Source organism: Pontibacterium granulatum (assembly GCF_029961155.1).
GTDB classification, from domain to species: domain Bacteria; phylum Pseudomonadota; class Gammaproteobacteria; order Pseudomonadales; family Balneatricaceae; genus Pontibacterium; species Pontibacterium granulatum.
This window is the reverse complement of record NZ_JASBRH010000005.1, coordinates 173,885-200,648: the sequence shown is the minus strand read 5'-3', so window position 1 is coordinate 200,648 and position 26,764 is coordinate 173,885. Positions and strand designations below refer to the sequence as shown.

The 26,764-nt window shown below is 52.2% G+C and carries 25 protein-coding genes; 6 read left to right on the top strand and 19 right to left on the bottom strand.

Annotated features, from left to right (window positions below):
- The first annotated feature begins 133 nt into the window (after positions 1-133).
- A complete protein-coding gene (locus QKW35_RS07025) occupies positions 134-2,365 on the top strand; it encodes an NADP-dependent isocitrate dehydrogenase (RefSeq protein ID WP_282351809.1) in 2,232 nt (743 codons plus the stop codon).
- A gap of 140 nt (positions 2,366-2,505) precedes the next feature.
- On the opposite strand, the gene QKW35_RS07020 is transcribed toward QKW35_RS07025, so the two are convergent.
- The 3 genes from QKW35_RS07020 to QKW35_RS07010 all read right to left on the bottom strand — a co-directional run bounded on the left by QKW35_RS07020 (position 2,506) and on the right by QKW35_RS07010 (position 6,607).
- Positions 2,506-4,053: an FMN-binding glutamate synthase family protein gene (locus QKW35_RS07020; RefSeq protein WP_282351807.1), complete on the bottom strand. Its 1,548-nt coding sequence runs from the start codon at positions 4,051-4,053 to the stop codon at positions 2,506-2,508.
- 166 nt (positions 4,054-4,219) lie between these two features.
- Positions 4,220-5,509, bottom strand: a complete 1,290-nt coding sequence (locus QKW35_RS07015) for an NAD(P)/FAD-dependent oxidoreductase (protein WP_282351805.1) — start codon at positions 5,507-5,509, stop codon at positions 4,220-4,222.
- Positions 5,510-5,824: 315 nt separating this feature from the next.
- Positions 5,825-6,607 (bottom strand): SDR family NAD(P)-dependent oxidoreductase, encoded by a 783-nt coding sequence (locus QKW35_RS07010; RefSeq protein WP_282351803.1) that lies wholly within the window; start codon positions 6,605-6,607, stop codon positions 5,825-5,827.
- A gap of 75 nt (positions 6,608-6,682) precedes the next feature.
- Between QKW35_RS07010 and QKW35_RS07005 the strand changes: the two genes are divergently transcribed.
- Positions 6,683-7,051, top strand: a complete 369-nt coding sequence (locus QKW35_RS07005; protein WP_282351801.1) for a thiol-disulfide oxidoreductase DCC family protein — start codon at positions 6,683-6,685, stop codon at positions 7,049-7,051.
- 7 nt (positions 7,052-7,058) lie between these two features.
- Here the strand turns inward: QKW35_RS07005 and QKW35_RS07000 are convergent, their stop codons facing one another.
- From QKW35_RS07000 to QKW35_RS06975, 6 genes are all read right to left on the bottom strand, one after another.
- Positions 7,059-8,393: an ABC1 kinase family protein gene (locus tag QKW35_RS07000; RefSeq protein WP_282351799.1), complete on the bottom strand. Its 1,335-nt coding sequence runs from the start codon at positions 8,391-8,393 to the stop codon at positions 7,059-7,061.
- Positions 8,394-8,402: 9 nt separating this feature from the next.
- Positions 8,403-8,987: a glutathione peroxidase gene (locus tag QKW35_RS06995; RefSeq protein WP_282351797.1), complete on the bottom strand. Its 585-nt coding sequence runs from the start codon at positions 8,985-8,987 to the stop codon at positions 8,403-8,405.
- 12 nt (positions 8,988-8,999) lie between these two features.
- Entirely contained in the window at positions 9,000-10,415 is a 1,416-nt protein-coding gene (locus QKW35_RS06990; protein WP_282351795.1) for a cryptochrome/photolyase family protein, read from the bottom strand.
- Between the two features lie 80 nt (positions 10,416-10,495).
- Positions 10,496-11,458: a YbgA family protein gene (locus tag QKW35_RS06985; RefSeq protein WP_282351793.1), complete on the bottom strand. Its 963-nt coding sequence runs from the start codon at positions 11,456-11,458 to the stop codon at positions 10,496-10,498.
- Between the two features lie 59 nt (positions 11,459-11,517).
- Positions 11,518-12,180, bottom strand: a complete 663-nt coding sequence (locus tag QKW35_RS06980; RefSeq protein ID WP_282351791.1) for a ChrR family anti-sigma-E factor — start codon at positions 12,178-12,180, stop codon at positions 11,518-11,520.
- Entirely contained in the window at positions 12,177-12,782 is a 606-nt protein-coding gene (locus tag QKW35_RS06975; RefSeq protein WP_282351790.1) for a sigma-70 family RNA polymerase sigma factor, read from the bottom strand. The genes QKW35_RS06980 and QKW35_RS06975 overlap by 4 nt, the downstream gene beginning before the upstream one ends.
- Positions 12,783-12,920: 138 nt before the next feature.
- Between QKW35_RS06975 and QKW35_RS06970 the strand changes: the two genes are divergently transcribed.
- The 3 genes from QKW35_RS06970 to QKW35_RS06960 are packed head-to-tail and all read left to right on the top strand — an operon-like array spanning position 12,921 to position 16,312.
- Positions 12,921-14,300 carry an NAD(P)/FAD-dependent oxidoreductase gene (locus tag QKW35_RS06970; RefSeq protein WP_282351788.1) on the top strand — a complete coding sequence of 460 codons (1,380 nt, stop codon included), beginning with the start codon at positions 12,921-12,923 and terminating at the stop codon, positions 14,298-14,300.
- Positions 14,293-15,099 (top strand): DUF1365 domain-containing protein, encoded by an 807-nt coding sequence (locus QKW35_RS06965; protein WP_282351786.1) that lies wholly within the window; start codon positions 14,293-14,295, stop codon positions 15,097-15,099. Before QKW35_RS06970 ends, QKW35_RS06965 begins: the two co-directional genes overlap by 8 nt.
- On the top strand, positions 15,086-16,312 hold the full coding sequence (locus tag QKW35_RS06960) for an SAM-dependent methyltransferase (protein WP_282351784.1): 1,227 nt from the start codon (positions 15,086-15,088) through the stop codon (positions 16,310-16,312). Before QKW35_RS06965 ends, QKW35_RS06960 begins: the two co-directional genes overlap by 14 nt.
- 98 nt (positions 16,313-16,410) lie before the next feature.
- Here QKW35_RS06960 and QKW35_RS06955 read toward each other — a convergent pair whose 3' ends face one another.
- Entirely contained in the window at positions 16,411-16,890 is a 480-nt protein-coding gene (locus tag QKW35_RS06955; protein WP_282351782.1) for a GNAT family N-acetyltransferase, read from the bottom strand.
- A gap of 204 nt (positions 16,891-17,094) precedes the next feature.
- Here QKW35_RS06955 and QKW35_RS06950 point away from each other — a divergent pair, with 204 nt between their 5' ends.
- Positions 17,095-17,565, top strand: coding sequence for a PaaI family thioesterase (locus tag QKW35_RS06950; protein WP_282351779.1), 471 nt, complete (start codon positions 17,095-17,097; stop codon positions 17,563-17,565).
- Between the two features lie 38 nt (positions 17,566-17,603).
- On the opposite strand, the gene QKW35_RS06945 is transcribed toward QKW35_RS06950, so the two are convergent.
- The 9 genes from QKW35_RS06945 to QKW35_RS06905 all read right to left on the bottom strand — a co-directional run bounded on the left by QKW35_RS06945 (position 17,604) and on the right by QKW35_RS06905 (position 26,187).
- Positions 17,604-18,068, bottom strand: coding sequence for a nuclear transport factor 2 family protein (locus tag QKW35_RS06945; RefSeq protein WP_282351777.1), 465 nt, complete (start codon positions 18,066-18,068; stop codon positions 17,604-17,606).
- 8 nt (positions 18,069-18,076) lie between these two features.
- Entirely contained in the window at positions 18,077-18,880 is an 804-nt protein-coding gene (locus QKW35_RS06940) for an SDR family NAD(P)-dependent oxidoreductase (protein ID WP_282351775.1), read from the bottom strand.
- 29 nt (positions 18,881-18,909) lie between these two features.
- Positions 18,910-19,347, bottom strand: coding sequence for a hypothetical protein (locus tag QKW35_RS06935; RefSeq protein ID WP_282351773.1), 438 nt, complete (start codon positions 19,345-19,347; stop codon positions 18,910-18,912).
- Position 19,348: 1 nt separating this feature from the next.
- Positions 19,349-19,849, bottom strand: a complete 501-nt coding sequence (locus QKW35_RS06930) for a chalcone isomerase family protein (RefSeq protein ID WP_282351771.1) — start codon at positions 19,847-19,849, stop codon at positions 19,349-19,351.
- Between the two features lie 4 nt (positions 19,850-19,853).
- Positions 19,854-20,390 carry a DUF2878 domain-containing protein gene (locus QKW35_RS06925; protein ID WP_282351769.1) on the bottom strand — a complete coding sequence of 179 codons (537 nt, stop codon included), beginning with the start codon at positions 20,388-20,390 and terminating at the stop codon, positions 19,854-19,856.
- 83 nt (positions 20,391-20,473) lie between these two features.
- Positions 20,474-21,676, bottom strand: coding sequence for a Bcr/CflA family multidrug efflux MFS transporter (locus QKW35_RS06920; protein WP_282351767.1), 1,203 nt, complete (start codon positions 21,674-21,676; stop codon positions 20,474-20,476).
- 79 nt (positions 21,677-21,755) lie between these two features.
- Positions 21,756-22,337, bottom strand: coding sequence for a flavodoxin family protein (locus QKW35_RS06915; protein WP_282351766.1), 582 nt, complete (start codon positions 22,335-22,337; stop codon positions 21,756-21,758).
- A 626-nt stretch (positions 22,338-22,963) separates the two neighbouring features.
- On the bottom strand, positions 22,964-23,995 hold the full coding sequence (locus QKW35_RS06910; protein WP_282351765.1) for a YeiH family protein: 1,032 nt from the start codon (positions 23,993-23,995) through the stop codon (positions 22,964-22,966).
- A 209-nt stretch (positions 23,996-24,204) separates the two neighbouring features.
- Positions 24,205-26,187, bottom strand: coding sequence for a HAMP domain-containing methyl-accepting chemotaxis protein (locus QKW35_RS06905; RefSeq protein WP_282351764.1), 1,983 nt, complete (start codon positions 26,185-26,187; stop codon positions 24,205-24,207).
- Positions 26,188-26,764 lie beyond the last annotated feature (577 nt).

The window sequence follows — 26,764 nt, the reverse complement described above, 5'->3', positions numbered from 1 at the left end:
CGCGAAAATTATAACCAACGAGTTAAGCCGACGTAGTTCGGTAGTGGGACTCGGGTAAGGGACAAAGGCGACCAAAAGTCTCCTTTCACGAAGCCTATGGCCATTCCGGGGCCATATACACTTGGGGATTAGAATGACTACACCAGAGCAAACCATTTACTACACCCTGACTGACGAAGCACCAGCGCTGGCAACTGCATCTCTGCTGCCAATCGTTCGTACTTTCACTTCTGCAGCGGGTATTGACGTAAAAATCACCGATATCTCCCTGGCAGGCCGTGTCCTGTCCGCTTTCCCTGAAAAGCTGTCTGAAGAACAGCAGGTTCAGGACGGTCTGGCATTTCTGGGCCAGTTGACTCAGGATCCAAAAGCTAACATCGTTAAGCTGCCTAACATCTCTGCATCTATCCCGCAGCTGAAAGCTTGTATCGCCGAGCTGCAGTCTCAGGGTTACGACATCCCTGCATTCCCAGAAGCGCCTCAGAACGCTGAAGAAGAAGATATTAAAGCCCGTTACTCCAAAATCCTGGGTTCCGCGGTAAACCCAGTACTGCGTGAAGGTAACTCTGACCGTCGTGCACCGGGTGCTGTAAAAGCGTACGCTCGTAAATTCCCGCACTCTATGGGCAAGTGGAGCAAAGCATCCCAGACTCACGCTGACTACATGCGTGACGGTGACTTCTTCTCCAGCGAACAGTCCATAACTACGGAAGAAGCTGGCGACGTTCGCATCGAATTCGTTAACCAGAACGGCGACGTGGAAGTTAAGAAAGAGCTGTTTCTGGAACAGGGCGAAATCCTGGACTCCATGCGCATGAGCTGCAAAGCGCTGCGTGAGTTCCTGGAAGAGTCCATGAACGACGCTAAAGAAACTGGCGTTATGTGGTCCCTGCACGTTAAGGCGACCATGATGAAGGTTTCCCACCCGATCGTATTCGGTCACGCGGTAACCGTATTCTACAAAGACCTGTTCGAGAAGCACGGTGAGCTGTTCAAAGAGCTGGGTGTTAATCCGAACAACGGTCTGGGTAGCGTATACGACAAGATCGCTTCCCTGCCGCGTTCCAAGCGTGAAGAGATTGAAGAAGATATCCACGCGTGCTACGAAAACCGCCCTTCCCTGGCGATGGTTGATTCCGTTAAAGGTATCACCAACCTGCACGTACCTTCCGACGTAATCGTTGATGCATCCATGCCTGCAATGATCCGTGGCGGCGGCAAGATGTGGGGTGCGGACGGCAAGACTCACGACACTAAAGCTGTAATGCCTGAGTCTACTTACGCGCGCATCTACCAGGAAATGATCAACTACTGTAAGACTAACGGCGCGTTTGATCCGACTACTATCGGTACCGTTCCTAACGTTGGTCTGATGGCTAAGAAAGCTGAAGAGTACGGTTCTCACGACAAGACTTACGAACTGTCTGAAGCGGGCGTAATGCGTGTTGTTGCAGCTGACGGCACCGTCCTGATGCAGCACGACGTTGAAGCGGGTGATATCTGGCGTGCATGTCAGACTAAAGACGAGCCAGTACGTGACTGGGTGAAACTGGCTGTGACTCGCGCGCGTCAGTCTGACACTCCGGCTGTATTCTGGCTTGACCACAAACGTGCGCACGACCGTGAACTGATCAAGAAAGTCGAGAAGTACCTGCCAGAGCACGACACCGAAGGTCTGGAACTGCACATCAAGACTTACAACCAGGCGATCCGTTTCAGCATGGACCGCATGATTCGCGGCAACGACACCATTTCTGTTACCGGTAACGTACTGCGTGACTACCTGACCGACCTGTTCCCGATCATCGAACTGGGCACGTCTGCGAAGATGCTGTCTATCGTACCAATGCTGAAAGGCGGCGGTATGTACGAAACAGGTGCGGGTGGTTCTGCACCGAAACACGTACAGCAGGTTGAAGAAGAAAATCACCTGCGTTGGGATTCCCTGGGTGAGTTCCTTGCACTGGCTGTATCTCTGGAAGATATGGGCATCAAGAACGACAACCCGCGTGCCGCGATCCTGGCGAAAACTCTGGATGCTGCAACCGGTAAACTGCTGGAGAACAACAAGTCTCCTTCCCGCAAGACCGGTGAGCTGGACAACCGTGGTAGCCACTTCTACCTGGGTATGTACTGGGCTCAGGAAGTTGCTTCTCAGACTGAAGACGCTGAACTGGCTGCTCAGTTCGCTCCGCTGGCGAAGTCTCTGGCTGAAAACGAAGAGAAGATTGTTGCGGAACTGGCTGCAGCTCAGGGCAAACCTGCAGAGCTGGATGGTTACTACCATGCTGCACGCAGTACCGTTAAGAAAGTAATGCGTCCATCTGAAACGCTGAACGCTGCTCTGGCTGCTGCTAACGCATAAGCCTGACTGCGAAACGCACACGCGTTACAAAAGACGAAAAGAGCCCGGGGTGGAAACATCCCGGGCTTTTTTTTTGTGTATTGATCTGTGTGTTGTGTTTGTAGGGCTCCCTTCAGGGTGCCGGCAGTCTGAAGACTGCCCTACAGATGCAATGATGAATCTTCCTTGGACGTTGCAATGATCTTCATCGCACGGTGGTGGCTCCCTTCTTCTGGCAACGGATGCAGTTTATCCATAGCGATGGACAGCCCATGGTCTGACACTATCTTCACGTGATGACGCCTTAGCTGACGCGGTTCTTTTACACCGCATGAATGCGCAATAAGACCTACACCATAGGTGATGTATTTGTGGTAATACGCAACACGCTCAGCCTTGTCGGCTGGGTCCAACCCCTGTTGCAGGCGGATATTATGGGTTGTGATACCGGTTGGACAGGTATCCTTGTTACACTGCATCGCTTGTATACAGCCCAACGAAAACATGAAACCACGTGCTGACGATACGAAATCAGCACCTGTCGCCAGCGCCCACGCCACCTTTGAGGGCACAATCAGCTTGCCTGAGGCAATCACCTTAATCCGCTGTTTGAGGCCCCGTTCAATCAGCATATCAACGAGCAACGGCAGACTCTCTTTCAGTGTCAGCCCCACGTAATCCAACAGCGGCTGAGGCGCAGCACCGGAACCACCGTCGGCACTGTCGACCGTTATAAAGTCCGGCGCCATCTCATCGCCTCGCTCCAAGACCAGATCCAGAAACTTCTCCAACCAGCCCATCTCTCCCAGCACCGCTTTAAAACCCACGGGCTTGCCTGTCACCTCACGAATGCGGTTGAGCATGGCCAACAACTCTTCCGGCGTGCGGATATCAGGGTGTCCGTTTGGACTGATCGATGCCTGTCCGACAGGGATGCCACGAATGGCTGCCACCTCCGGCGTTACCTTAATGCCAGGCAATATCCCACCTTTTCCGGGCTTGGCACCCTGACTGAGCTTGAGTTCAAACATTTTGACCTGGGGGTATGCCGCTACCTCCCGTAGTCGTTCGTCGCTGAGATTGCCCTGTGCATCGCGCACACCGTATTTGGCAGTACCGATCTGGAACACCAGGTCGCAGTTACCTTCCAGGTGGTAGGGGCTTAGTCCCCCTTCCCCTGTATTCAGCCAACAGCCCGCTTTAGCGGCACCACGAGAGAGCGCCCGTACAGCGGGCCTGGAGATCGATCCGTAACTCATGGCAGAGATATTAAACAGTGAGTTTGTGGTATACGGATGCTTGCAGTACGGTCCGATGGTGAGTTTGCTTGGGGCAACCGCATCTTCCTCGAGCGTGGGAAAGGCACAGTTCATAAAAAGGATTGATCCTGACAGCTCCAGATTGCGGGTCGAGCCAAAGGCCAGCATCCGGTCGACATTCTTGGACGCGCGATACACCCAACTGCGTTCAGCACGATTGAACGGCATCTCCTCGCGATCCATCGCAAAGAAATACTGGCGAAAGAATTCCCCCTGTTTCTCGAAGAGGTATCGAAAGCGGCCTATGACCGGATAGTTGCGACGGACCGCCTGCTTCGATTGGGTCACATCACGTATGTACATATACACGACCGCCAGAACGCCCAGTCCAATGATGAAGATAAAGAGGGCCGACATGATCTGTAGGCCAAGCATCAACCACGCAGCCATAGCTTTCACCTGTTCACTCCCACGGGGAGTTTCAAGACTGGAAAAGCATCCGAGTTGCTTCTGAGTTACATAAACAGCATAGCTTCAGGTACAAAGAAAAACCGGATTGGGCTGTATTACAGCATCAATCCGGTTCTGGAGAGTAGGTGCTCAGGAGGGTCGAGTGTTAGTGCAGTTTCATCTTCGGTTTAACCGCATTGCTGATTTTCTGCGCCAGCATCACCGCTGAAGCTCGCAACCAACCGTGGATCGCAACCTGGTGCATGCGGTATAGGGAGATGTACACCATGCGAGCGATACGGCCTTCGATAAACATCGATCCCTTGGTGAGGTTGCCCATCAGACTACCCACGGTGCTGTATTTGCTCAGATTTACCAGCGAGCCGTGATCTTTGTATATATAGCTCTTCAATGCCTTGCCCTGCTCTTTCAGCTGGATGTTCCGGTAAACCAGCGAGGCCATCTGGTGCGCAGACTGAGCTCGTGGCGGTACCCAGGTGCCATCCGGTTGCTCGCACGCACAGCAATCACCGATAACAAATACGTCTTCATCAACGGTACTTTGCAGTGACGGTTTAACTATAATCTGGCCGCCACGAGCTGTTTCGAACGCATCCATCTGTTTTACAAAATCAGGTGCTTTAACCCCTGCAGCCCACACCATCAGATCAGCATCGATACGCTGATCTTCGTTGGCGATAAAGCCGAACTCGTCTGCGCTCACTACGCGTGTGTCTTCTAGGATATTCACACCGAGTTTGCTCAACTCACGTTTGGCAGACAGCGCAATACGAACCGGCAGCGCAGGCAGAATACGTGGTCCCGCCTCAATCAAGGTGATCTTAAGGCGTTTGGCAGACATCTCTGGCATGCCGTACATCTTCAGTAGGTCCGCAACGTGGTAAAGCTCCGCCGCGAGCTCTACACCGGTTGCTCCACCACCCACAATTGCCAGTTTAAGGACTCCCTCGGAGCCCTGCTGATTCAGGCGCAGGAACTGGTTGAGCAATGCACGGTGAAAGCGCTCAGCCTGCTGGTGAGAGTCGAGGAAGAAACTGTGCTCGGCAACACCTGGCGTTCCAAAATCGTTGCTGACACTGCCTACAGCCATCACCAACTGGTCATAGCTCAATTCACGGGCCGGTAGTACTTCCTTACCCTCTTCGTCGGTCAGCGGCGACAGGTAAACCACCTTGCGCTCGCGATCCATACCGGTCATGGTGCCTAACTGGAACTGATAACCATGGATACTGGAGTGCGCTCGATACACCACACCGTCGGTGTTGATGTCGAGAGAACCTGTTGCCACTTCGTGCAGCAGAGGCTTCCAGATGTGATTTCGGTTGCGATCAACCAGGATTATGTTCGCTTTCTTCTTTTTGCCGTACGTGTGGCCTAATCTGGTCGCAAGTTCCAGCCCGCCGGCACCGCCTCCTACAATTACGATGGTTTTCATTGTGATAAATCCTCAAAGTAGTTTCAGGCAAGCGCATTACCATGAAAAGCACGATGCAAAGCGCTGGCCTGAAGCCACTCAAAATAGAGGAAACGTACGTTAGCTCACGCTAAACGGTTCTCCGACTTAAGAGAATAGCCTATGAGAACGGTTGGAACATAGACTTTAGACGTAACCTTTCGTTGCATAAATGTAAGAAATGCATGTTTTATGTGTACATCGCGGTACAAAATCGCATCACATTAGAACCAATAGCTAGAGATAGAAATACCCCTGAAAGGTTAGGACGGACGTAAAGGCAGCCAGAATACGTCCCTATGGATCGACCTGCTGGCCATCCCAAGCGAGGACCTTACCGCTCTGCTCTACAGACAAGCCATTAACCACGTTCAGTAAGAATGCAGCTGATTGGTCCGGGGTAAACAGCTTTTCCGGCTTAACGTTGCGCTGGTAAGGCTTGGATAGGCCCGTGTCTACTGTACCCGGATGCAGACCTGCTACGATCAGGTTGGGCATCGTTCGACTGGATTCTATAGACAGCGTCTTTAACAACATATTCAGTGCAGCTTTGCTGGCGCGGTAGGTGTACCACCCGCCCAGTCGATTATCAGAAATACTGCCTACACGCGCGGAGATCACACTAAATACGGCCTTCCCGTCACGTGTCATTCTGGGAAGAAAGTGCTTCGCGACCAGCATTGGGGCCAGTGCGTTGATCTGCATGACCTCTATAAAGCTATCGCTTTGAAGAGCGCGTAGGCTTTTCTCTGGGGCCAAGCCAGCACCATGCAAGATTCCGCTGGCGACGATAAAAAGATCTATCGTAATGGAGCGAAAGTGCTTGGCAGCTTCACTCAGGCTCGCTTCATCCAGAATATCCACGTGATGGACACACAGCTTGTCCTTTTGCTCCAACAGTAACTGATCTGGATTGCGCGTTAGTGCGTGTACCTGTGCCACCGATGGATGGGATACCAGCTGCTGTACCAGCGCGTGCCCGATGCCACCTGATGCGCCGGCTACAACCACGTTCATCCGTCTATCGAAACTATCCAGGTTTACCATGGGATGTTTCTCCTTGATGTATTTGAGATACATACGTTGTAATCCTGTTGAACCGATCACATTCAATCTGCGTACACGCTGAATTAATAACTGAGATGATGGAAAAACATGACCAAGCCCGATGTATTTTACGACGGCCGCTGCCCACTTTGTCGGAAAGAGATCGCACACTACATGCGCCTGGACCGGCAACATAAAATCAACTGGCTGGATATCTGGACTGAGCAGGAATCACTAGCGCAAAAAGGCGTTCTGTTTAAAGACGCAATGAAGCTTCTACACACCGTTGACCGTAACGGCGCTGTTAAAACGGGTGCGTATTCGTTTGTCCTGATCTGGCATGAACTACCGTACTACCGGCACCTGGCCCGACTGGTCGAAATGTTTCACCTTACCGACGCGCTCGATATCGCCTATCGCCGTTTTGCACGTTGGCGCTATCGTTCACGCTGCAAAGAGGGATGCGGACTGCCTTGAGGGCTCATCAATAAGCAGAGAGGTGACGCTCGAACAGGGTTTTAGCATCCACCTTAGCCCCCAATCGTGCGGCCATCAGATATAAACCACCCATCTTCCGGTGAAGGAACAAGACATCCGGCGGCGGCGTGTGCCATGCATCCGGATCGCTGCTGATTGTGCGCCCCATTGTCTGAATACGTTTGGCCAACTCGGCTTTACCAAAATCGTACATTCCTTCATGACGCAACGGCTCTGTAGCTAGCAGGAATATATCTAAGACGATCTCGACATTCGCTGCCCTACCACCCGCCTGAAAGAATCCCAGTGCCTCCAGAGCGGCCCTTAATCCATCACGGTCTTCATGTGTCGCTGCACGCAATGCACAGAGGTATTTTCCAACAAACTCGTCGGAAAAGTGCCGTACAGCGCCAAAGTCCAGAAGCATTACACAGCCGGAGACCGGATCGTACAGATAGTTGGCAAGGTTTGGATCGGTCTGGACGCAGCGGAACTGGGCCAGCTCGGCAAAAAACAGGTCCATCAGCAGCGTGATGACCCGGTCAGCTTCTGATGGGTGGCGGGCAATCCCCTTCTCCAGTGCGAGTCCCGGAAGATGGGACATACAAAGAATTTCCTGTGTTGACAGGTCCTGATGGAATTCGGGGAGATTCAGTTCTTCCTGACGATGAAAGCTGTCGACGAATACGCGATATGCTTCGATCTGTTGGCCCTCGCGCAGATAGTCTGCTTCGTAGTGAAGTTGTTTGCGGGCCTCTTCCACAAGAGGGGCAATATCAAGGTCTTTAGGGAGTAAACCGCTTAAGCGCATCATGGATACGACGTTGTCGATATCGCAGTCGATGCTCTGCCGGACGCCCGGGTACTGAATCTTTACTGCCATCTCACGGCCGTCGTGTGTGGTCGCCTTGTGAACCTGCCCAATAGATGCCGCTGCGATTGGCTCGAACGAAAAACGGTGAAATCGATCCTGCCACGCCTCACCCCAGTTACGCTCCAGCACATCGTAGAGCTGACTGGGTGGCATGGTCATCGCGTCAGCTCTCAAGCGTTCCAGTATTGCTGCCAATTCGCTTGGCAGCAGGTTGCCTGAGTCCATCGACAGCAGCTGACCCACCTTCATCGCTGCACCACGCATCTTCGCAAGCTTATCCGCTACCTGGCGAATATTCGCCTCGGTAAGCAGAATATCGGTGGCGCGTGGTTTCTGCCCGTTCAGCAGTTGCTTACCACTTTCGATCAGGGCATTGCCCGCTATACGCCCGGCCAAGGTGCCCATGCCGGTCAGGCGTGAAAGACGGCTTCGGGGAACGGCAGCGGCTTTTAGGTTTGAGTCCGACATGGTTGGCGGTCACTTAGGTAGGTTGGCTTCGACGGTGGAGACCAGCGTTGCGCTGTCCGGGCGGATGTGGCTCTTGAAGCTGGCAATCAGCTTACCGTTGGGTACGATCAGGTATTTGTGGAAATTCCAGCCAGGGTATTCCCCGGCCTCTTTGGCCAGTGCGTGATAAAACGGTGACGCATTGGCTTGAGTAGCATGCACCTTCTCGAACATTGGTAAACGCACACCGTAGGAAAGCCGACAGAAGTTACTGATCTGTTTCTCGGTACCCGGCTCTTGCCCTGCAAAGTCGTTGGAAGGGAATCCAAGAATTACAAATCCTCGATCTTTATACCGGTCGTACATCGCTTCCAATCCGTCATACTGCGGCGTGAACGCGCACTTACTTGCGGTATTTAACACCAGAATCAATTTGCCGGCATACGCATCGCACAGGTTAACTCGCTCGTCCTCTCCAAGCTTCTTAAACTCGTGGTTTAGCAGTGCAGAGCATTCTGAAGAGCCGCCATCATTGGCGTACGCATGGATGGCCGTAAACGTGAGCAATAGCAGTGTGCTCAACTGGATGAACTTCAATGGGGCTGGGATTTTCATAACCCTCCTCGCCTAGGGCTGGGCGCCCGCTAGATTGTAGTCACCGATGCTTTGTTCACGGGCGTGGCCGTAATCAATGATCGGCACTGGGCGTCCTACTTCTGCACCGAACAGCGGATCAAACCGCTGCACACCCTGAAGGGACACCAGCTCGGGAATCCAACGGGCGATGTATTCACCCTCGGGGTCGAAACGTTCCGCTTGGCGCATGGGATTAAAGATCCGGAAATATGGCGCGGCATCCGCGCCTACTGACGCACTCCACTGCCATCCACCCAGGTTTGATGCAAAATCTCCATCAACCAGGTTTTGCATAAAGAACTGCGCACCTCGTCGCCAGTCCTGGCGCAGCAGTTTGGTGAGAAATGACGCAGTAACCATTCGCAGACGGTTGTGCATCCAGCCGGTTGCCAGCAGCTGTTTCATGCCTGCGTCCACCATCGGAAAGCCGGTTTCACCCCGACACCATGCATCAAACAGAAAGTTGTCATCAGACCAAGTAAGCCGCTCTTCCACCTCTGGTTTAAACGGCATCATACGGTTCATTTCAGGGAAATCGAATAAAAGATGACGGTAAAACTCACGCCAAATCACCTCGGATGTCCATTGATTTGCTAGCCAGTCGGGATCGTTACTGTACGTTCGAATCCCGGCTAAACATTGCCGTGCAGAGATGGCTCCAACAGCTAAATATGGCGACAGAACCGAGGTAGAATCCAACGCAGGATAATCACGTAACTGCCTGTAATCACGGGACTTATCTCTAACAAAGCATTCAAGGCGACGGTGTGCTTCGTCAGATCCCGCCGGGAACAGATCGCGATGCCATACGCTTGCTACAGGAGCGCCATAAATAACTTCTTCAGGTACAGGATCACTCTGTATCGCAGTCGATATCTGTTTATCAGGCAGAGGCAGCGGTTCTGGATTCTGGTGCAAAAAACATGTTCGCCACGCCTTACTAAAGGGCGTAAACACACGAAATGGCAGCTTTTGCTTATTTCGTACCGTACCCGGTTCAATGATCACGTCACTGTGGTAACACGCAACACTCAAACCATTCGCATTGAACAGATCGGACACGCGCTTGTCCCGCTTTTGCTCGTAGTCCGGATATTCGTTGTTGAAGTAGATCGAATCTGCTTTGATCTGTGTCACCAGCGCTAACAGCTGTTCCGGTACCTCGCGGTTGGTTGCCGCACGCAGAATTTTGAGCGGGATATTAAGTGTAGCCAGGTCTTCGCCTATGGCGCGTAGGTTGGCCAGCCAGAACTGGACGCGACCGTTCGCTTCGTCCTGCAGCAACCATTGTTTTGGCGTGAGGACTGCAACTGCAACCACGCCCTGATTAGCGGAGTCACGACACGCGTTAAACAGCGCGTGGTTATCGCGCACACGCAAATCGTTTCTGAACCAAACCAGTTTCATTGTTATTTCCTGTAACGCAACAAGTTCGATTCGGCAGAGAGCATATTATCCTCGCTGCCGGACCAAAGAGTGATGAGAAGTCAGATATAGTTTCTCAGGCCCAGTTCGTGGGGATAGGGATTGAGGTAAGCCTGCGACATGATGTATTCATTACCGTGCCGTTTGAGGTAGTGTTTGAGCAGCGTGAGCGGCACCACAAGATGTACTTTTTTGGTGCGGTATTCTTCGATCGCGGTAAGCAGGTCCTGCTTGGTATCGGAATCCAACTCTTTCTTCATGTAGCCCATGATATGTAGCAGCACATTGGTGTGGCTTTTGCGGTTTGCTTTTTTCTGCAACACGTTCATGAGCGTCAGGATGTAGTGATCCATTGCCTCTTGCAGTGACACAGACGGCGCTTCTTGAGCCAGGTACCGGCCCAACTCGCGGTAACCTTCGTAACTGTGTGCCATCACCTGATATTTGTGCCGGCTGTGGAACTGTATCAGACCGTGCATGGAAGGTTCATTCGCCACCTGCTGCTTCCAGGTGTGGTAAACGAAAACACGGGTAATGAAGTTTTCGCGAAGCACTGCATCGTTTAGCCGCCCCTCTTCCTCGACCGGGAGCGCAGGATTATTGGCCATCAGGCGCGCGGCAAAGATGCCACTGCCCGCTTCATTGGGCATACCGTTTGGGTGGTACACCTTTACACGCTCCATACCGCAGCTTGGTGAGCCCTTCATCAGGATGTAACCACACAGCTCGGGATGGTGGTCAGATACAAAGTCTGCGTGCTCTGCCAATCCGTCTGTTGCATCCAGCTCTGGATCACGGGTACCCAGAGCCCGAGGACTGGACGCATCACCCACCAGGCGGATCGGCTGACGTGGCGTGCCGAGGCCCGCCGCCACTTCGGGGCAAAACGGTTTGAAATCGAAGCATTCACTTAAGATGTTGAGACAGTAGTTGGAACGTTTATGACCACCGTCAAAACGCACTTTTTGTCCCAGGAGACACGCACTGATACCAACCGGGATATAAGGGGTCTTCTTATCACTCATCGTTATGCTCCTTTTGGGTGCTCAGTCCTTTACTTTTACGATACCAGATCCCAATTGGATCAGAAGCCTGTCATCGGCTGCATTAACCGACCTAAAATGGTCGTAAATTTAAGCGGCGCATCGGTGGCGACCAGGCAGATGCAATCTTCACTACTGTCCACCAGCGGCTGATGTTCAATCTGATCATCCAGATCAGCGATATCACCTGCAGCAAAGCGGCCGATCTCATCGGTAAACGATCCTTTCAGCACCAATGTCAGCTCGTTGCCTTCGTGGGTGTGTGGCAGCATCGCCTTACCCGGCGCGATACGCAGCAGGCGGGAAACGCCCCCACTCTGACACGGCAGGTCGAAGTAGTACACACCGGGAACAATGCGCTTCCATTCGATCTCGTCGAAGGATTCACCGATGTAATCAGTTAACGGTGCGGGCACATCAGAATCAACAGGCCGTACCGGCTTGCTACGAACCGTTTCAACCTGAATCGGCTCATCCTGGGCTTCAATTGCTGCCAGTACCGCGTCCAGTGCACTGTCGCTAATCGGCGAGGGTGTCAGTGTTTCCATCAGCGCACCACCGATCGCTTCCGAGTGTTGAGCACGTTTACGGCAAGCGGAACACATCGCCAGGTGACACGCAGTGACAAGCGCCATACCTTGAGACATGGAACCTGCGGCGTAACTTAGAAGCGTTGCTTCATCCAGATGGTGTCGAATACTCATACGTCTACCCTCCAGACAGATTTCAGCTTATCCGCAGCCAACCGGATGCGGGACTTCACACTCCCCAAGGGGATACCGATACGGTCGGCTATTTCCTGGTGGGAGCGCCCTTCAAAAAACGACATGTAGATCACTTGAGCCTGGTTCTCGGGAAGCGTTTTCATCGCTTCCGCCATTCTGTCTGAAAGGACGCTCTGTTCCCCCGCGTCACCTTCATCTTCACCAACGTGCCAGTCTTCCAATTCGTACTCCGGGTACTTCTGACGGCGCATCCAATCGATACTCTGGTTTCGAGCCAGCGTGAAAATCCAGGTGCTCGCAGCCGCTTTGCTTGAGTTATACAGATGGGCTTTGTTCCACACCGCGAGCATGGTTTCTTGCATCAGCTCTTCCGCGGTCGCCTCAGTTAAACCCAGTCGAATGATGTAGGCTTTAACTTTGGGTGCAAAATGGCGAAACAGCTGTATGTACGAGGCTTTCTCACGTGTTTCGGCAAAATGAGCCAACCGAGCGGTCCACTCTCGACTTGCCGACGGATCTCTGCTTATTGCCACAACTTTTTCCACGTCGTCACCTGGTGTTCTGTTTTCCTTGTCTTCCATTACGGACGTATTCCTCAGGTAGATCACCTTTATTGTGACTATAAAGATATAAAGTCCTGCCGCTCCAAATAATTTTGTGTGATCCTTTCTCGAATCAGCTGCGTAACAGGAATCAACTTCAATATTATGGACGATCAGATGAACATCGCTGCTATACGCCCCAGAAAAATCGCTGTCGTCGGATCAGGTGTTTCGGGACTTGGCTGTGCCTGGTTACTGAACAAGGCACATGACGTAACCCTTTACGAAAAAGATGATCGTTTGGGCGGTCATGCCAACACAGTAACAGTCAAGCTTCCAGATAACACAATCAACGTGGACACCGGCTTCATTGTCTTCAATCCGGTGAACTATCCAAATCTGGTGAATCTTTTCGAAACACTGAATGTAGATACCTGCGATACAGATATGTCGTTCGCCGTATCCATGAATAACGGCGCCCTGGAATATTCCGGCAGCGGCCTGTCCGGGGTGTTCGCTCAGAAGCGAAACCTGTTTAAGCCGGGCTTCTGGGTCATGATCAGTGATCTGCTTCGCTTTTACCGAGAGTCATCCAATATGGCTGCGCAAGCTGACATCAACAGCCTGACACTTGGTGATTTGCTCAAACAGCACGGCTACGGTGAGCGATTTATCTACGACCACCTGCTTCCAATGGGTTCTGCAATCTGGTCCACACCCGTGGACGAGATGCTTAACTACCCCGCCAGCAGCTTTATGCGTTTCTGCCAGAACCACGGTCTGGTTCAGTTAAAGGACCGCCCTCAGTGGCGCACCGTGATCGGAGGTAGCCATTGCTACGTTGAAAGGATAGGGGCGGAGCTGGAAGGAAAAATACGCCTGAACAGCCGGATCCATCGCATAATCCGGCGTGAAAACGAAGTGATCATAGAGGACATGCACGGTCGTCGCGACTTCTTTGACGACGTTGTTTTGGCTTGCCATTCAGATCAGGCTCTGAAGCTGTTAGAGGCGCCGACAGCGGATGAACGCAATCTGCTGGGGCAGTTCCCTTACCTGCGCAATCAGGCATTCTTACACACCGATCGATCTTTAATGCCGGAACGTGACGCTGTGTGGTCCAGTTGGAACTATATGGCTGAGCGCAGTGACGGCCGTGAAAGTGAGGTATCGGTCAGCTACTGGATGAATCGCTTACAGCCGCTGGATACAGAGACTCAACTATTTGTATCACTCAATCCACTGCGAGAACCCGCAGAGGGCACTATTTTGCGCACCTTCTTCTACGATCATCCGCAGTTCGGTAAGAACGCACTGGCGAATCAAAAAATGCTGTGGTCGCTGCAGGGGAAACAGAACACCTGGTTCTGTGGTGCTTATTTCGGCTATGGTTTCCACGAAGATGGCCTGCAGGCCGGTCTTGCCGTGGCGGAACAGCTTGGCGGCATACCGCGCCCTTGGGTGCTTGACGAGCCAAACACACGAATTCATGTGCAGCCGGCCGCCCCTTCTCATATGCCCAATCCAGTTACACAGCAGGAACAGGCAAATGGGTGAACTAACGTCGTCGCTGTACAAAGGGGTGGTGATGCACCACCGCTTCACGCCCAAGCGACATAGGTTCGTCTATCGGGTGTTTTCCATCTGCCTGAACTTGGACGAGTTTGAAGCTCTTCAGAAACGATGCCGTTTATTTTCGGTAAACCGGTTTAACCTTTTCTCTTTTCACGAGAAAGATCACGGTACCGGCAGCGGCTCGCTGAGGGATCAGATCACTAAGCTGCTCACTGAACGGGGATGCCAATCGGCAACCGCCCACATCAAACTGCTCTGTTACCCCCGCGTTCTGGGGTACACGTTTAACCCACTCAGTGTGTACTTCTGCTACAACGCTGACGGCTTGCTGGAAGTAATTCTATACGAAGTCAGCAACACCTTTGGTCAACGTCATACCTATCTTCTACCGGCAAATCTGGATGAAACCGGGCATGTCCGCCACAAGTGCAACAAGCAGATGTATGTGAGTCCGTTCATGCCGATGGATACGGGTTACAGCTTCCGCATTAAACCGCCGGGTGATCGGGTTGCTGTAAATATACGGCAATCTGATCAGATCAGCGGTCAAGCAATCCTACACGCGACATTCGGCGGTAAACGCAGTGGCCTGACTGATAAGAGCCTTCTGAAAGCCTTTCTTACCTACCCGCTGATGACGCTAAAAGTGATTACCGCCATCCATTGGGAAGCGTTACGTCTATGGCGTAAGAAAGTGAAAATTCAGCCCCGCGCTGAAGGCAACAAGTACAGCATTAGCTGGCAGGATGAACACGGAGAATTCCACCATGAAAGCCATTAACTGCGCACGCGATACCAACCCGGTTCAACCACCATCGTTTTTGGAACAGCAGCTAATCAGCTTTCTTCGGAAACGGCTTGATGGCAATACCGGCAAACTCCAGCTTCAGCTGCCAAGTGGCGTTCAGTGTGCCTTCGGCCAAGGAAAACCAAATGCGTCGGTAACGCTGCATACTTATCGCCCGCTGGTGCGCCTGTTATTCGGTGGTATCAACGGCTGGTCAGAGAGTTATCTGGCCGGTGAATGGGACAGTCCGGATCTTACCGCGCTCGTAAACTGGGCTCTTGGATACGAAACGTCTCTTTCGTCCATTGCTAAGGCGAGCTTCTTCACCCAAATCCTGCACAATCTCTATCACTGGCGCCGGGATAACAGCAAAAAAGGCAGTCGACGCAATATCGCTGCCCATTACGATCTGGGCAACAATTTCTACAAAGAGTGGCTTGATCCGGGCATGACGTATTCGGCTGCGTTGTTCGAGTCTCCCCATCAGACACTTCAAGAAGCACAGCACAACAAGAATGCACGCATCCTGGACATGCTGGACGCACAACCCAATGCGCATATTGCAGAGATCGGCTGTGGCTGGGGTGGTTTTGCTGAACAGGCCGCAAAAGATAAAGCGCTGCGCGTGCACGGTGTCACCCTGTCGCAGGAACAATTATTCTGGGCTAAAAGCCGCATAACAGCCGCCGGATTGAGTGATCAGGTTAGTCTGAGCCTGACCGACTACAGAGATCTGGTACATCGATACGATGGAATTGTTTCAATTGAGATGTTTGAGGCGGTCGGCGAAGCACACTGGGACACCTACTTCCAGACGTTGCAGCGTATCCTCAAGCCAGGTGGTAACGTGGTGTTGCAGATCATCACGATCGACGACGAACGCTTCCATAGTTACCGAAAGAATGCTGACTTCATTCAGCGTTACGTGTTCCCAGGTGGCATGTTGCCGAGTATTGAGGCACTACAGCAGAAATTTGATCAGCATGGATTTGAACTGCAGGCAAAACTGCTGTTTGGCCCGGACTACGCCGAGACACTGCGGCGATGGCGTGATGCGTTTGAAGCGCGTTGGGATGCAATTAAGCCGTTGGGGTTTGACGACCGATTCTACCGTTTGTGGCGCTATTACCTCGCGTACTGCGAAGGCGGGTTTGATAGTGGATCAATCAACGTTGGGCTGTATAAGTTGAGTTTGGCTAAGGCTTGAACCTCCTAAGGGTCGACCGCGGAGCGGGCTGCAACAAGCACGATTCTGTGGCAGCGGGCTTTTATGCCCTTTAGGGTGCCGACCAAGATACTTATTAATCACTCTTCTAAATCAAGCTCCATACTGAAATTCACTAACACCTGCCCTCTTCGCTCTACCTGATTTTCAGACATCACCACGAAACCGTTTTTCCGAAAAAACGGTTTCGCCACCTTACTCGCTTCCACATACAGGCGGGAAATCCCGTTTCTCTTAGCCACAGCGAATAGATGTCCAAACAGCGCCTGAGCAATCCCTTTGCGTTGGTGATCACGGTGAACATAGAAACAGTCGATATGCCCATCCGCTGAAAGCTCCACAAAGCCAACAATTTGATTGTCCAGTGTTGCGACAAAGGGGTTTGTTTCCTCAAGCCTGGCCTGCCAATCGGCATAGTCCGGCGGTGTCGGCGCCCAGGCCTCTTTCTGAGCTTCAGAGTATGTACTGGAATCGATGCCATGTACCGCGTTGTGAAACAGGTCTGCGATCGCGTGGGCATCGTTGGATTGATAGGCTCTGATAGCGGGTAGAGATGACATCGGGTTATTCCAATACTGTTGTTAAGCCTGCAGCTAGTGGTTACCGGCGGGCTGATCCATACTTTAAGGCAGTTAACACGCGATGCAGCGGTCCTGCTGCGCTATTGAACTTCTTGTCAGTATCAAACTGCAAGCCTCTCATGGAGAGCGCGCTGCACTCAATCAGCTCAAGCCTCCGCTGCGTTCGTCACCAGGAGGCGTATCATGTCACAACACACTGCTTTCCAGGATCTTATTCCTCATAACCATTGTTTTGGTTGCGGGCCGCATAACAATATCGGACTTCGCATCAAAAGTTACTGGAGCAAGCGTAATCGTTCAATCTGTCATTTTCAGCCGTCACACCACCATAGTGCGGGCCCCAAGGAATATCTCAACGGCGGGATTATTGCCACGCTGATTGACTGCCACTGTATCTGCACTGCAATCGCCAAGGCATACCAATTGGAAGAACGGAAGATCGGGACCGGCGAATTGATCTGGTATGTCACCGGTCAGTTGAAAGTACGCTACAAGCACCCTTCCAGGCTTGATAAGGAAGTTGAGCTGCATGCAGAGGTGCAGGAAATAGATGAACGAAAGATCGTTGTTGAGTGTGACGTGTACAGTGACAACAGGTGTTGCGCCAGCGGAGAAGTGATCGCCATACGTGTATCGAATGACTGGACTAAGTGATTGCGGGCCCATGTTTCACTTCACTGAGGGCTCAACCTTTAAGGTTCGATGCTGGTCGCTGAGCGTTTACGCAACCAATTAAACAGCACTTTAAGTCCCGGGATGCGTCGATACAGTTCGGCACTGTCCCAGTAATCTTCATGGCGTGATATCAGCCCCTGCTGATCCATTTCGATTCGGCTGACGCCTTCAAAACTGAACCTACCGGTGAGCTTATTCTCAGCGGCAAACGTCCAGTATAGAAAGCCGCCACTCGTTGGCGCCGGATTAGGAGTGACCTGGTGTATTTTGAATCCAACGTTATCGAGACGTTGGAACATATCGTCCATGATGGTGATAAACCGGTCTCGACCCTGTACACGATGAAATGGATCGGTAAATACTACATTGACGGCCAGCTGCTCGCTTAATGAGGCGAGGTTATGCGCGTTCAGCGATCCAAGTGTATCTGCGTATGCATGCAACGGCCCCGATTCGGTTTGCGTAATCGTTGTCTCTGCCATCGTATCCATCACCCTTTTCCCGTACCGGTAGCTTTTGCGACAAGGCCAAAGTACCAGTTGTACGGTAACAATCGAAGCAGCTTCAACCAATAAACGAACCGTTTAGGAAAGGTGATCTCAAAACGATTGCTGGATAACCCTTCGAGAATGCGTTCTGCAGCATCCTCCGGCTCCATCAGTGCGGGCATCTTGAACTCGTTCTTGTCGGTAAGCGGTGTGCGTACAAAGCCCGGGCAGATCATCTGAAGTTTTACGTTTGTTCCTTTAAGGTCTAAGTGCAATGCTTCACACAGATTAATCAGTGCAGCTTTGCTGGCCCCATACGCGGCCGCAGTGGGCAAGCCCCGGTATCCGGCAACCGAAGCCATCACGGCGATATGACCATGGTTTTGCTGCATGAAGTGCCGTAAAACAGGCTCAAGACAGTTTAGAGTACCACCGACGTTGGTTTCGATCAGCTGCATGGTACGAAACGCGGTAAAGTCCGCTGCCGGGAAAGGATCATGTGTTCCTGCATTCAGGACTACCAGATCGGGCCAAAGATTAGTGTTGTCCCAGTCCGAAGCCAAACGTTCAACCTGTTCGATGTCACAGATATCTAGCGGGCAAGGATGAATCCGACCCGGCGCGTCGCTGAGATCTGACTTTAAGCGCTGCAACTGGTCTTCAGATCGCGCCGAAGCATATACGTCTACGCCAGCCCAGCACAGTCCATGAGCCAACGCCGCACCTATACCTCGTCCCGCGCCCGTAATCCAGGTACGTTTCCAGGGAAGCTTTGAGGATGAGGAGTTGTTTTTCATAGTACCCATTTATACGCTGCCGGGTACGATTGGATCAGCTACATCACATATGAGGGTTTGTTGATCCAAGGCGATTGTAATGGGTTTAGGCAATGCTCACCGGGCCCATGATGATCAGTGATGTAACGTTTGGTGATACGCCAACGATGTCCTTCAGGTGGAGTACTTAGTCCGCCGAAATTCAGACTACTGGCGGTAGTCGAATCGAGAATAAAATACTGCCAGTCTTTATGAACGATCTCTCCCATTCCACTTTCGATGGGCAGCCGAACCGAGAATGGCTTGTTTGTGGTTTCCCTATTCTGATGATTGGCACAAAGCTTTAAGTCATCCCTTCCGCTACCCAAAAGCTGTTCAACATAGCGTGTAGGCGTCCAATGCGCGGGCATCTCCTCAGGCATGGTGTTAATAGGCGTCGTAAACCCTGGCATCAAAAATACCATTCCAGAGATGAAAGCTTCCAAACGAGTGAGCATATTACGATTCCCCCCTCAGCTTTCTGGCGAGCTCCGGATAGTCGCTGTTTTGGCCCAACCAAATGCTTATAAAAGCTTTTCCGAAGCGCGCGTCGTTGATCGATCCGACGTAATGCTCATTGAAGTAGAAATGCCCAAATCCTTCCGCATCCAGATAGAAAGCAAGATGATCTCCCCGATTTATTTCCGGCCAGATCCTTTCCAATTGATTCAGCCAAATTTGAACCCGTGGCGGCTCAATCGCACGTAACTGGTTCGCTGTTTCCTCAAGCAATTTCTTCTTTTTAATATCTCTAAGATAGGTCAGTTTCAGCATAAGTGGGCCTGTGATACGTGAAAACCGACCATCGGGACTGCTTAACTCGGCATCGTAAATATCAAACCAAAGCACACGTAACTTAGCCGCGCCTACTTGTTTGTAGTCGTTTGGCGGGGTTAGTTGTGCATGTGCGTTATTACCGAACACCATTAAGACAATTGTGCACGTTGCCAAAAATCTCATACCCCTAGGTATGCTTAACGACATGAAACTCCCCCAAACGGTCACTTAGCCACACCAAAAACGGGAAAAGAATGGCCCAAATCACAGCAATCAAGTACGCGGATGTGTGCGTTGAATACCCCAATTGCACGGCACCCAAATTGACCGCGGCCAAATAGGTCAGACTCCCCGCAATCGCACCACAAACCGAAGCAAGCGGCAGCTTATCAACGAAGAACACCAGACTCTGGCGCAACGTAGCGGAGAACCCAAACCACAGCAGTAACAACCAGAGTGGCGGCAGGTAAACACCTCCGCCGTGCTCCTTGAACACGAATACACCGGCATAGGTCAGTGCGGTGTCAATGGCGTACCCTAATATCCCGCAGATAATCACCACTTTTAGTTCATGGCGTGGACGTGCGTGAAGCATCAGATGAATAACAAGCAACAGGAAAATTATGCTTTGCGTGGTATCGCGCCCCAAAATACTCAGCCACCACACCATCTGAAATCCGACCAGATTCACCCAGAAAATCTGTGTTAGACCGGTGAAAAACATACTGTGAGCTCCGTACCCGGCGGCGGGTTTTTATGTTGTTTTTACAATCAGGTTTACGCGCCGCTACGGGATACAGATCATTGTCAGGACTGTATCGACGATGAAATTGGTTCAGGTTGTAACCTTTGTTTGCTGCCTATTACAAAGAACGAAAACAGGGCTAAAAGCGCACACCCGAACATCACCGATGCGATAGGTACCAGCGTGCCGTCGTGCATCCGTGCCCACATAAGACCCACCAAGGCGCCCATACAAAACTCAACCACGCCGATAACAGCATTCGCACTGGCGCTGATGTCAGGGAAAAACTGCAAGCAACTGGCGGTCGCATTGGCAGCAATCAGGCCCAGAACACCCACAAACAACATATTGCACACAACAACGGACCATAGAGGAGCATCCGCCATACTTGCCACGAGTAGCCCCGCCCCGGCTACGCACTGTACGCAGACACCTGCCGTCATCAATGTGTTGGGCGAACAGCGGCTGAGCAGTCGAACATTGATCCGGTTGAACAGCATCATCGTTATAATGTTTGCACCAAACAGAAACGGAAAAATCTCAACCCCCACACCGAAATGCTCAAGGTAGGTAAACGGCGCGGCGGTAATAAACGCAAACATGCCGCTAAACGCGAATGACAACACCAGTATGTAGGCCATTGCCTGACGATGGCGGACAATCCTAAGATACGCTGCGATCATCCCCGGTGATTTCGCATCGCGTTTGTTGCTTTCCGGCACGTGCCACAAAAACAGAATCCCCACCAGAATCGCATACCCGGCAAGTGCTGCGAAGATCAAACGCCAACCACCCACCGTTGCCAAAAAGGCCCCCAGCATGGGTGCGAGCAGCGGTGCTGTCATCATCACCATGGCGATCATCGACAGGATGCGTGCCATATCTTTGCCACTGTAAAGATCCCGTACCACTGCCGACGAGTTCACCACGGCAATCCCCCCGCCGATTGCTTGTATTACCCGCAACACCAACAAACTTTCGATGGTATCAACCCAGATCAGTGCAATGCTGGTGAATGCAAAAATCCCAAGCCCCAAGGCAACCGCTGGTTTTCGCCCCCAACGGTCAGACAAGCTGCCGCCTGAAATCTGCCCCATCGCAAACCCCAGTAAAAAGCCGCTGACCGACAGTTCCACGCGATGAATGGGTGTTTCAAGGTCTGTTGCCATCATCTGCATTGCGGGCAGGTACATATCGATTGCTAACGGAGTCACAGCAACCAACATGGCCAATAGAACTGTCAGGCGTCTAACGGTTATCGTCACAAATACTTATCCTCAATAAACGGAAAAACCGGGAAACGACGTTCCCGGTGTAAGGCTTGGCAAACGCTGGCGATCTGGATTATTCAGGCTTGTGCCAGCGTTCAGCGGCTTCGGCGATGCGCTGTCCAAAAGCCTCTGCAGTGCGGTGGTCTGTGGCTGGAGGGGATACATCTGCGCCTTCATCGGCATTCGCCTGGGCCATTAAACCCAGGAAGCTGCCCAGACGGTTCTGATCTTCGACGCTGCCAGCACTGCTGTTGTTACCCGGCATCATACCGGTGCCTGCCCAGATCATGCCCTGCTGGGCTGCGTAGATGCTCATCTGCACCAGCGTATTTAGCTTATCACCACTCTGGGACGCCGATACGGTGAAACCAGCGGCCAGCTTGTCCTTCCAACCCTGCTCGAACCAGACTTTGGAGCTGGCATCCATAAAGGTCTTAAACTGGCCGCTAACACTGCCCATGTAGGTTGGGCTGCCAAAGATGATCGCATCCGCATTGTTTAGGATGTCCCAGTTGAGTTCATCCAGGTCTGCAACAGATACCAACGCCACCTCGGCTCCACCCTGCTCCGCACCTTTGGCAACGGACTTTGCAATCGCTTCGGTGTGGCCATAGCCGCTATGATAGGCAACTGCGATTTTGAGCGTTTTGGACATGTAACTGCACTCCGTATATTCCGTTTAGGGAACCCATGCATAAGCGCGGGGTCTCTTCGTTGCGGTTTCCGTTGTTTTTCAATCGATGTGCAGAAGGATATCTACGGCTACCAGATTCACAAAATGCATAATAAACATATCCATCATGCACAAACTGAATCTACATCCCCTCACCTGAACCAACACGACTGCCCAACTTCACGCCTGCCGCCTATTTCTGTGAAAGCAGTGATCTGCTTGTAGCGATCCCGGAGATCATCGCCCACATGGTTGCTAAAGGGCATGACGTAACGATACAACCGTTGCCGACGGAGATGGCGTTGCCACCGACCCAGTTCAATCTTTACTGGCACGAGCGCTATCACAACGATCCGATGTGTCGATGGCTAAGGCGCTTACTTTCGGATGTAACCGCCTAACTTACGAGACTGGTTTGAGTGTCACACAACGCTTCTAACGTCTTACGGAGCCCCTTGCCCAAATCTACTTCTGCGCGGATCCCGTAACGCGATTCGGCCTTATTCGGATCGCCTAACGACACGGCAATATCTCCCTGTCGGGCCAAATCTGCATAGTTTAAGGGGCTTGAGGAAGAGGCGGGCCTGCAAAACAGGCCCTGAGAGAACTTAGCGAGCGCAGATAAGCCAGATTGCGACCAGCGCAGCAAGGAACACGGTTTCAGCCACCAGCAGCGCAATCGGCTTCCAGCCCATCGTCGCCAGCTCTTTGAACGAGGCTTTCATACCCAGCCCCACCATCGCGATGATCAGGCACCAGCGTGACAACTCGCTCATTCCGGTCGTTACGACCTCCGGTACGGCAACTGCGCTGTTGATGGTCACGATAATTACAAACGCAACAAGAAACCCCGGCAGAGGCAGCTTTGACCTGCCATCGGTAGTCATTTCCGCTTTGCGAGCGACAAGAATAGAGATCACTACGACCACCGGCACCAGTGCCGCGACCCGCAGGAGCTTGGTAAAGGTAGCAACGTCACCAATCTCGTCGGACATCATGTAACCGGCACCCACTACCTGCGCAACGTCGTGGATGGTGGCACCGAGAAAGATACCGCTTTCATCGGGGTTCAGGTTAAGGCTGGTAACAACCAGCGGATACGCGATCATTGCGACCGTACTGAGCGCCGTTACACCAATCACGGTGAAGATCAGGTGTTTCTCAGACTCTTTGTTCTGGGGCAGTACGGCGGAAACAGCCAGTGCAGCGGATGCGCCACAGATACCGACGGATGCACCGGACAGGATGCTCTGGTTTTTGCTCAGCCCCAACCAGCGACCACAGAGCACACCAAAAAAGATCGTTGCCGGTACGCCAGCCAAGACGATGGCGATGGGTGTAATACCCAGCCCCATCAACTGCTCAAACGTAATACGCGCACCAAGAAGCGCGATACCAAAGCGCAGGATTGACTTGGCAGCAAACTGAATACCCGGCGCGCAACGCCCCTCTACGGACAAGTAGTTGAGTGACATCCCCATGAGCAGCGCGTAAAGAATTGTCGGGCCACCGTAGTGTTCAGAGACAAACTTAGCCGCCATACCCACCACAAAACAGAGCAAGAGCCCCGGCATAATCATCGAAAACCACTCTTTAAAAGCGTTCTTATCCATAAACGCCCGCAGTTGTGAGGTGGACATAGGTGGTGCTCCAATTCAGAAAGTTCGACAGGCTGCAGGCGATTCAGCACGACGCAGCGATGAGCGCGAGAAAGTATACGCGATACATTCGAGTATATGGTTATGCGATTTATAAACTGTAGTGACAGGGATGATTAACCTTTAGTACCAGTTGTTTCCCCTTGCAAAGTAGCAAATTAGGAAAACAACTGGACTGAAGGTTTGGGGGATTAGACGGTGAAGCGGCTGATCAGCTCTTTCTGTTGGGTGGAGATCTGCAGCAGATCGTCACTGTGATTGGAGACTTTCTCGGCACCGTTTGCGGTTTCGCTGGCGGCGGAGTTGATCTGTTCAAGTGTACGCGCCATCTCCTCTACCGCCTGGTTCTGCTGGCTGGTCGCTTCTGTGATGTGGGTGCTCATACTGCGAATATTGGCAACGGCATCCTTCATCTTCATCAGGGCGTCCTGTGAACTATGTGCGGACTCCACGCATGACTCGGTCTGCGCTACGCTGTGCTGCATTACCTCGACAACGCTGGTGATGCTGGACTGCATATTTTCCACCATCTCCTGAATTTCCTGGGTCGAGTGGTGAGTGCGGCGTGCCAGCTCGCGTACTTCGTCAGCGACTACGGCGAATCCGCGGCCTTGCTCACCTGCCCGAGCCGCTTCAATGGCTGCGTTCAACGCCAGCAGGTTTGTCTGCTGGGCAATATCGCCAATCGTGTCCAGAATCGAGCCGATCTGGTTGCTGTACTGGCTTAGCTGATCACTTAGAGATACCGCCTTGGTGATATCATCTGCCTGCTGACGAATGCTGGATACGGTTTGCTGTACGTGTTGGTCGGCATCCAAGCTAAGTTGCTCGCAGTTTTGCACCGCTTCCAGTGTGGTCCGCGCAAACTGGTTTACTTCCTGCACCATCGATTCCATCTCTTCGGATGCAGAGGCGGTAATAGTCAGCTGTTCGCTTTGCTGTCCCATCGCGCGATGGGTCTGGCGACTGGTTACAGCGTTACTTTCAGCCACGTCACTCAGGTGCTTAGAACCGTTGGCGATCTCTTCAAGAATGTCGTGCAGGTTTGCAACCACTTCGTTCAGCGCACGCCCCAGATCACCGAATTCATCTTTACGGTCGTCATCAAAGCTGGTGCGCATATCGCCTTTTGCCAACAACATGAGCTTAGTTACGGTTGCAGACAAAGGCTGATGGATGCTGCGGACGGTCAGTGTTGCGATCACAATCGCCAGTATCAGGTTACCGACCAGCAACGCCACAATCATGGTTTCTGTGATCTGGGAGCTGTTATCGGCTTCCGCTTTACGTTCAGCCGCCTGATTCATCGATGCGGTGATAAACCCATCCACAACCGCCTGTGCTTCGGTCTGCAGTTGGGCGGTAGACGCAAGCTGTTTAGTCAGTAGGTTGCCTTTGTTGTAGGCCTCCCGGTACAGCGCCACCATACCGTTGTCGCCGTATAGATCGGCAATCAGATCGTCGACCAGACGACTGATTCGTTTGGCGCTCGGGTCAATTGCGACCAAAGCCTGAAGGCTCTTGGTCAGTTCACCGTCGGTACTGGTCAGCTCACGATCGAGGCGGGGCATATCCTGACTCTGGTGGAAATTTATTAATTGCGTACGGTGGGCGTTAGCGGCGCGCATGAAAGCACGAATACGGGTTAGCCGATCGCTGATTGTGGTTTTGCTGATGTATTTCTGGCCCCAGGTGTTGAGTGTATCCATCTTGCGCTGGAAACCACTCTCCTTCTGACGCACACGCTCGGCAAGCATTAACTGCTCTTCGTGCAACGTCATGGCATCCATCGCGGCTTTTGTAAACTTGGCCTCTGTTTCTGCTGCGGTCTGCAGCTGGGTGCGCTGCTCGTCATTGAGATCATACTGTGTGCCCAGGTCTTGCAAACGAGCCTGGAACACCTGCACCTGCTCTTCAAAGCCTTTCTTCTGCTCGGCACGTAGCTTTTTGTCTTTGTCGTCAGATAAAACCGTCAGCAGCGCCAAGTTAGCCTGCTGCAGCGTGATCATCTGGTTAAGACTGCCTGACACGGTTGGAAGGGACTGATTGGTAACCTGATCCAGGCCACGGCTGATCGTGGCAGCCCCCCATAGTCCGCCACCGCCAACCAACATAATTGACAGCACCAGAAAGGTGAAACCTAAGGTTATCTTATGGGAAACCTTTAACTGCATAGTCCTCTTCTCCGTCGATCTGACATGAAATTGAAACTAAGCAATTTGCTGTTCACTGGCAACGACCACTCCTCTTTTATACAGTACTGGCCTCAACACTTATCGAACTTTGGCACCATTTCGGCGCAGTTCATATAAAAGAGGCGTTTAACGCTGGCACTTTGTATCGCCTGTCTCTGGACCTAAACAGGTCAGACGCTTGCCCGATATAGTGATCGTGACATGTAAGACCGGCCGTTACCCCGTCAGGGGTGTTCGGCCGTTGTTTCACTCGTAACGCAATACCACCAACCCGTTGCCAGGCTTTGGCATGCACTATCACGGCAGTACGACCCATGCGCTGGTTCATGCTCAGCTTTCCTAAGCCGTGATAGTGTTCTTTTCTTTCTTTTCTTAGCTTTTGTACGCACAGTTGCCTACCTCGTTCCCACGTTCTGCGAGGGAATGCATAGGACTTGTATGCAATGCGAGTGAACAATGGGTTCCCACGCAGAACATGGGAACCCGTAGTGGGAGCCAGATATAAAAAAGCATAGGTTGGTCTTCGCTGTGCGGAACCCAACATTAAGTCGGAATT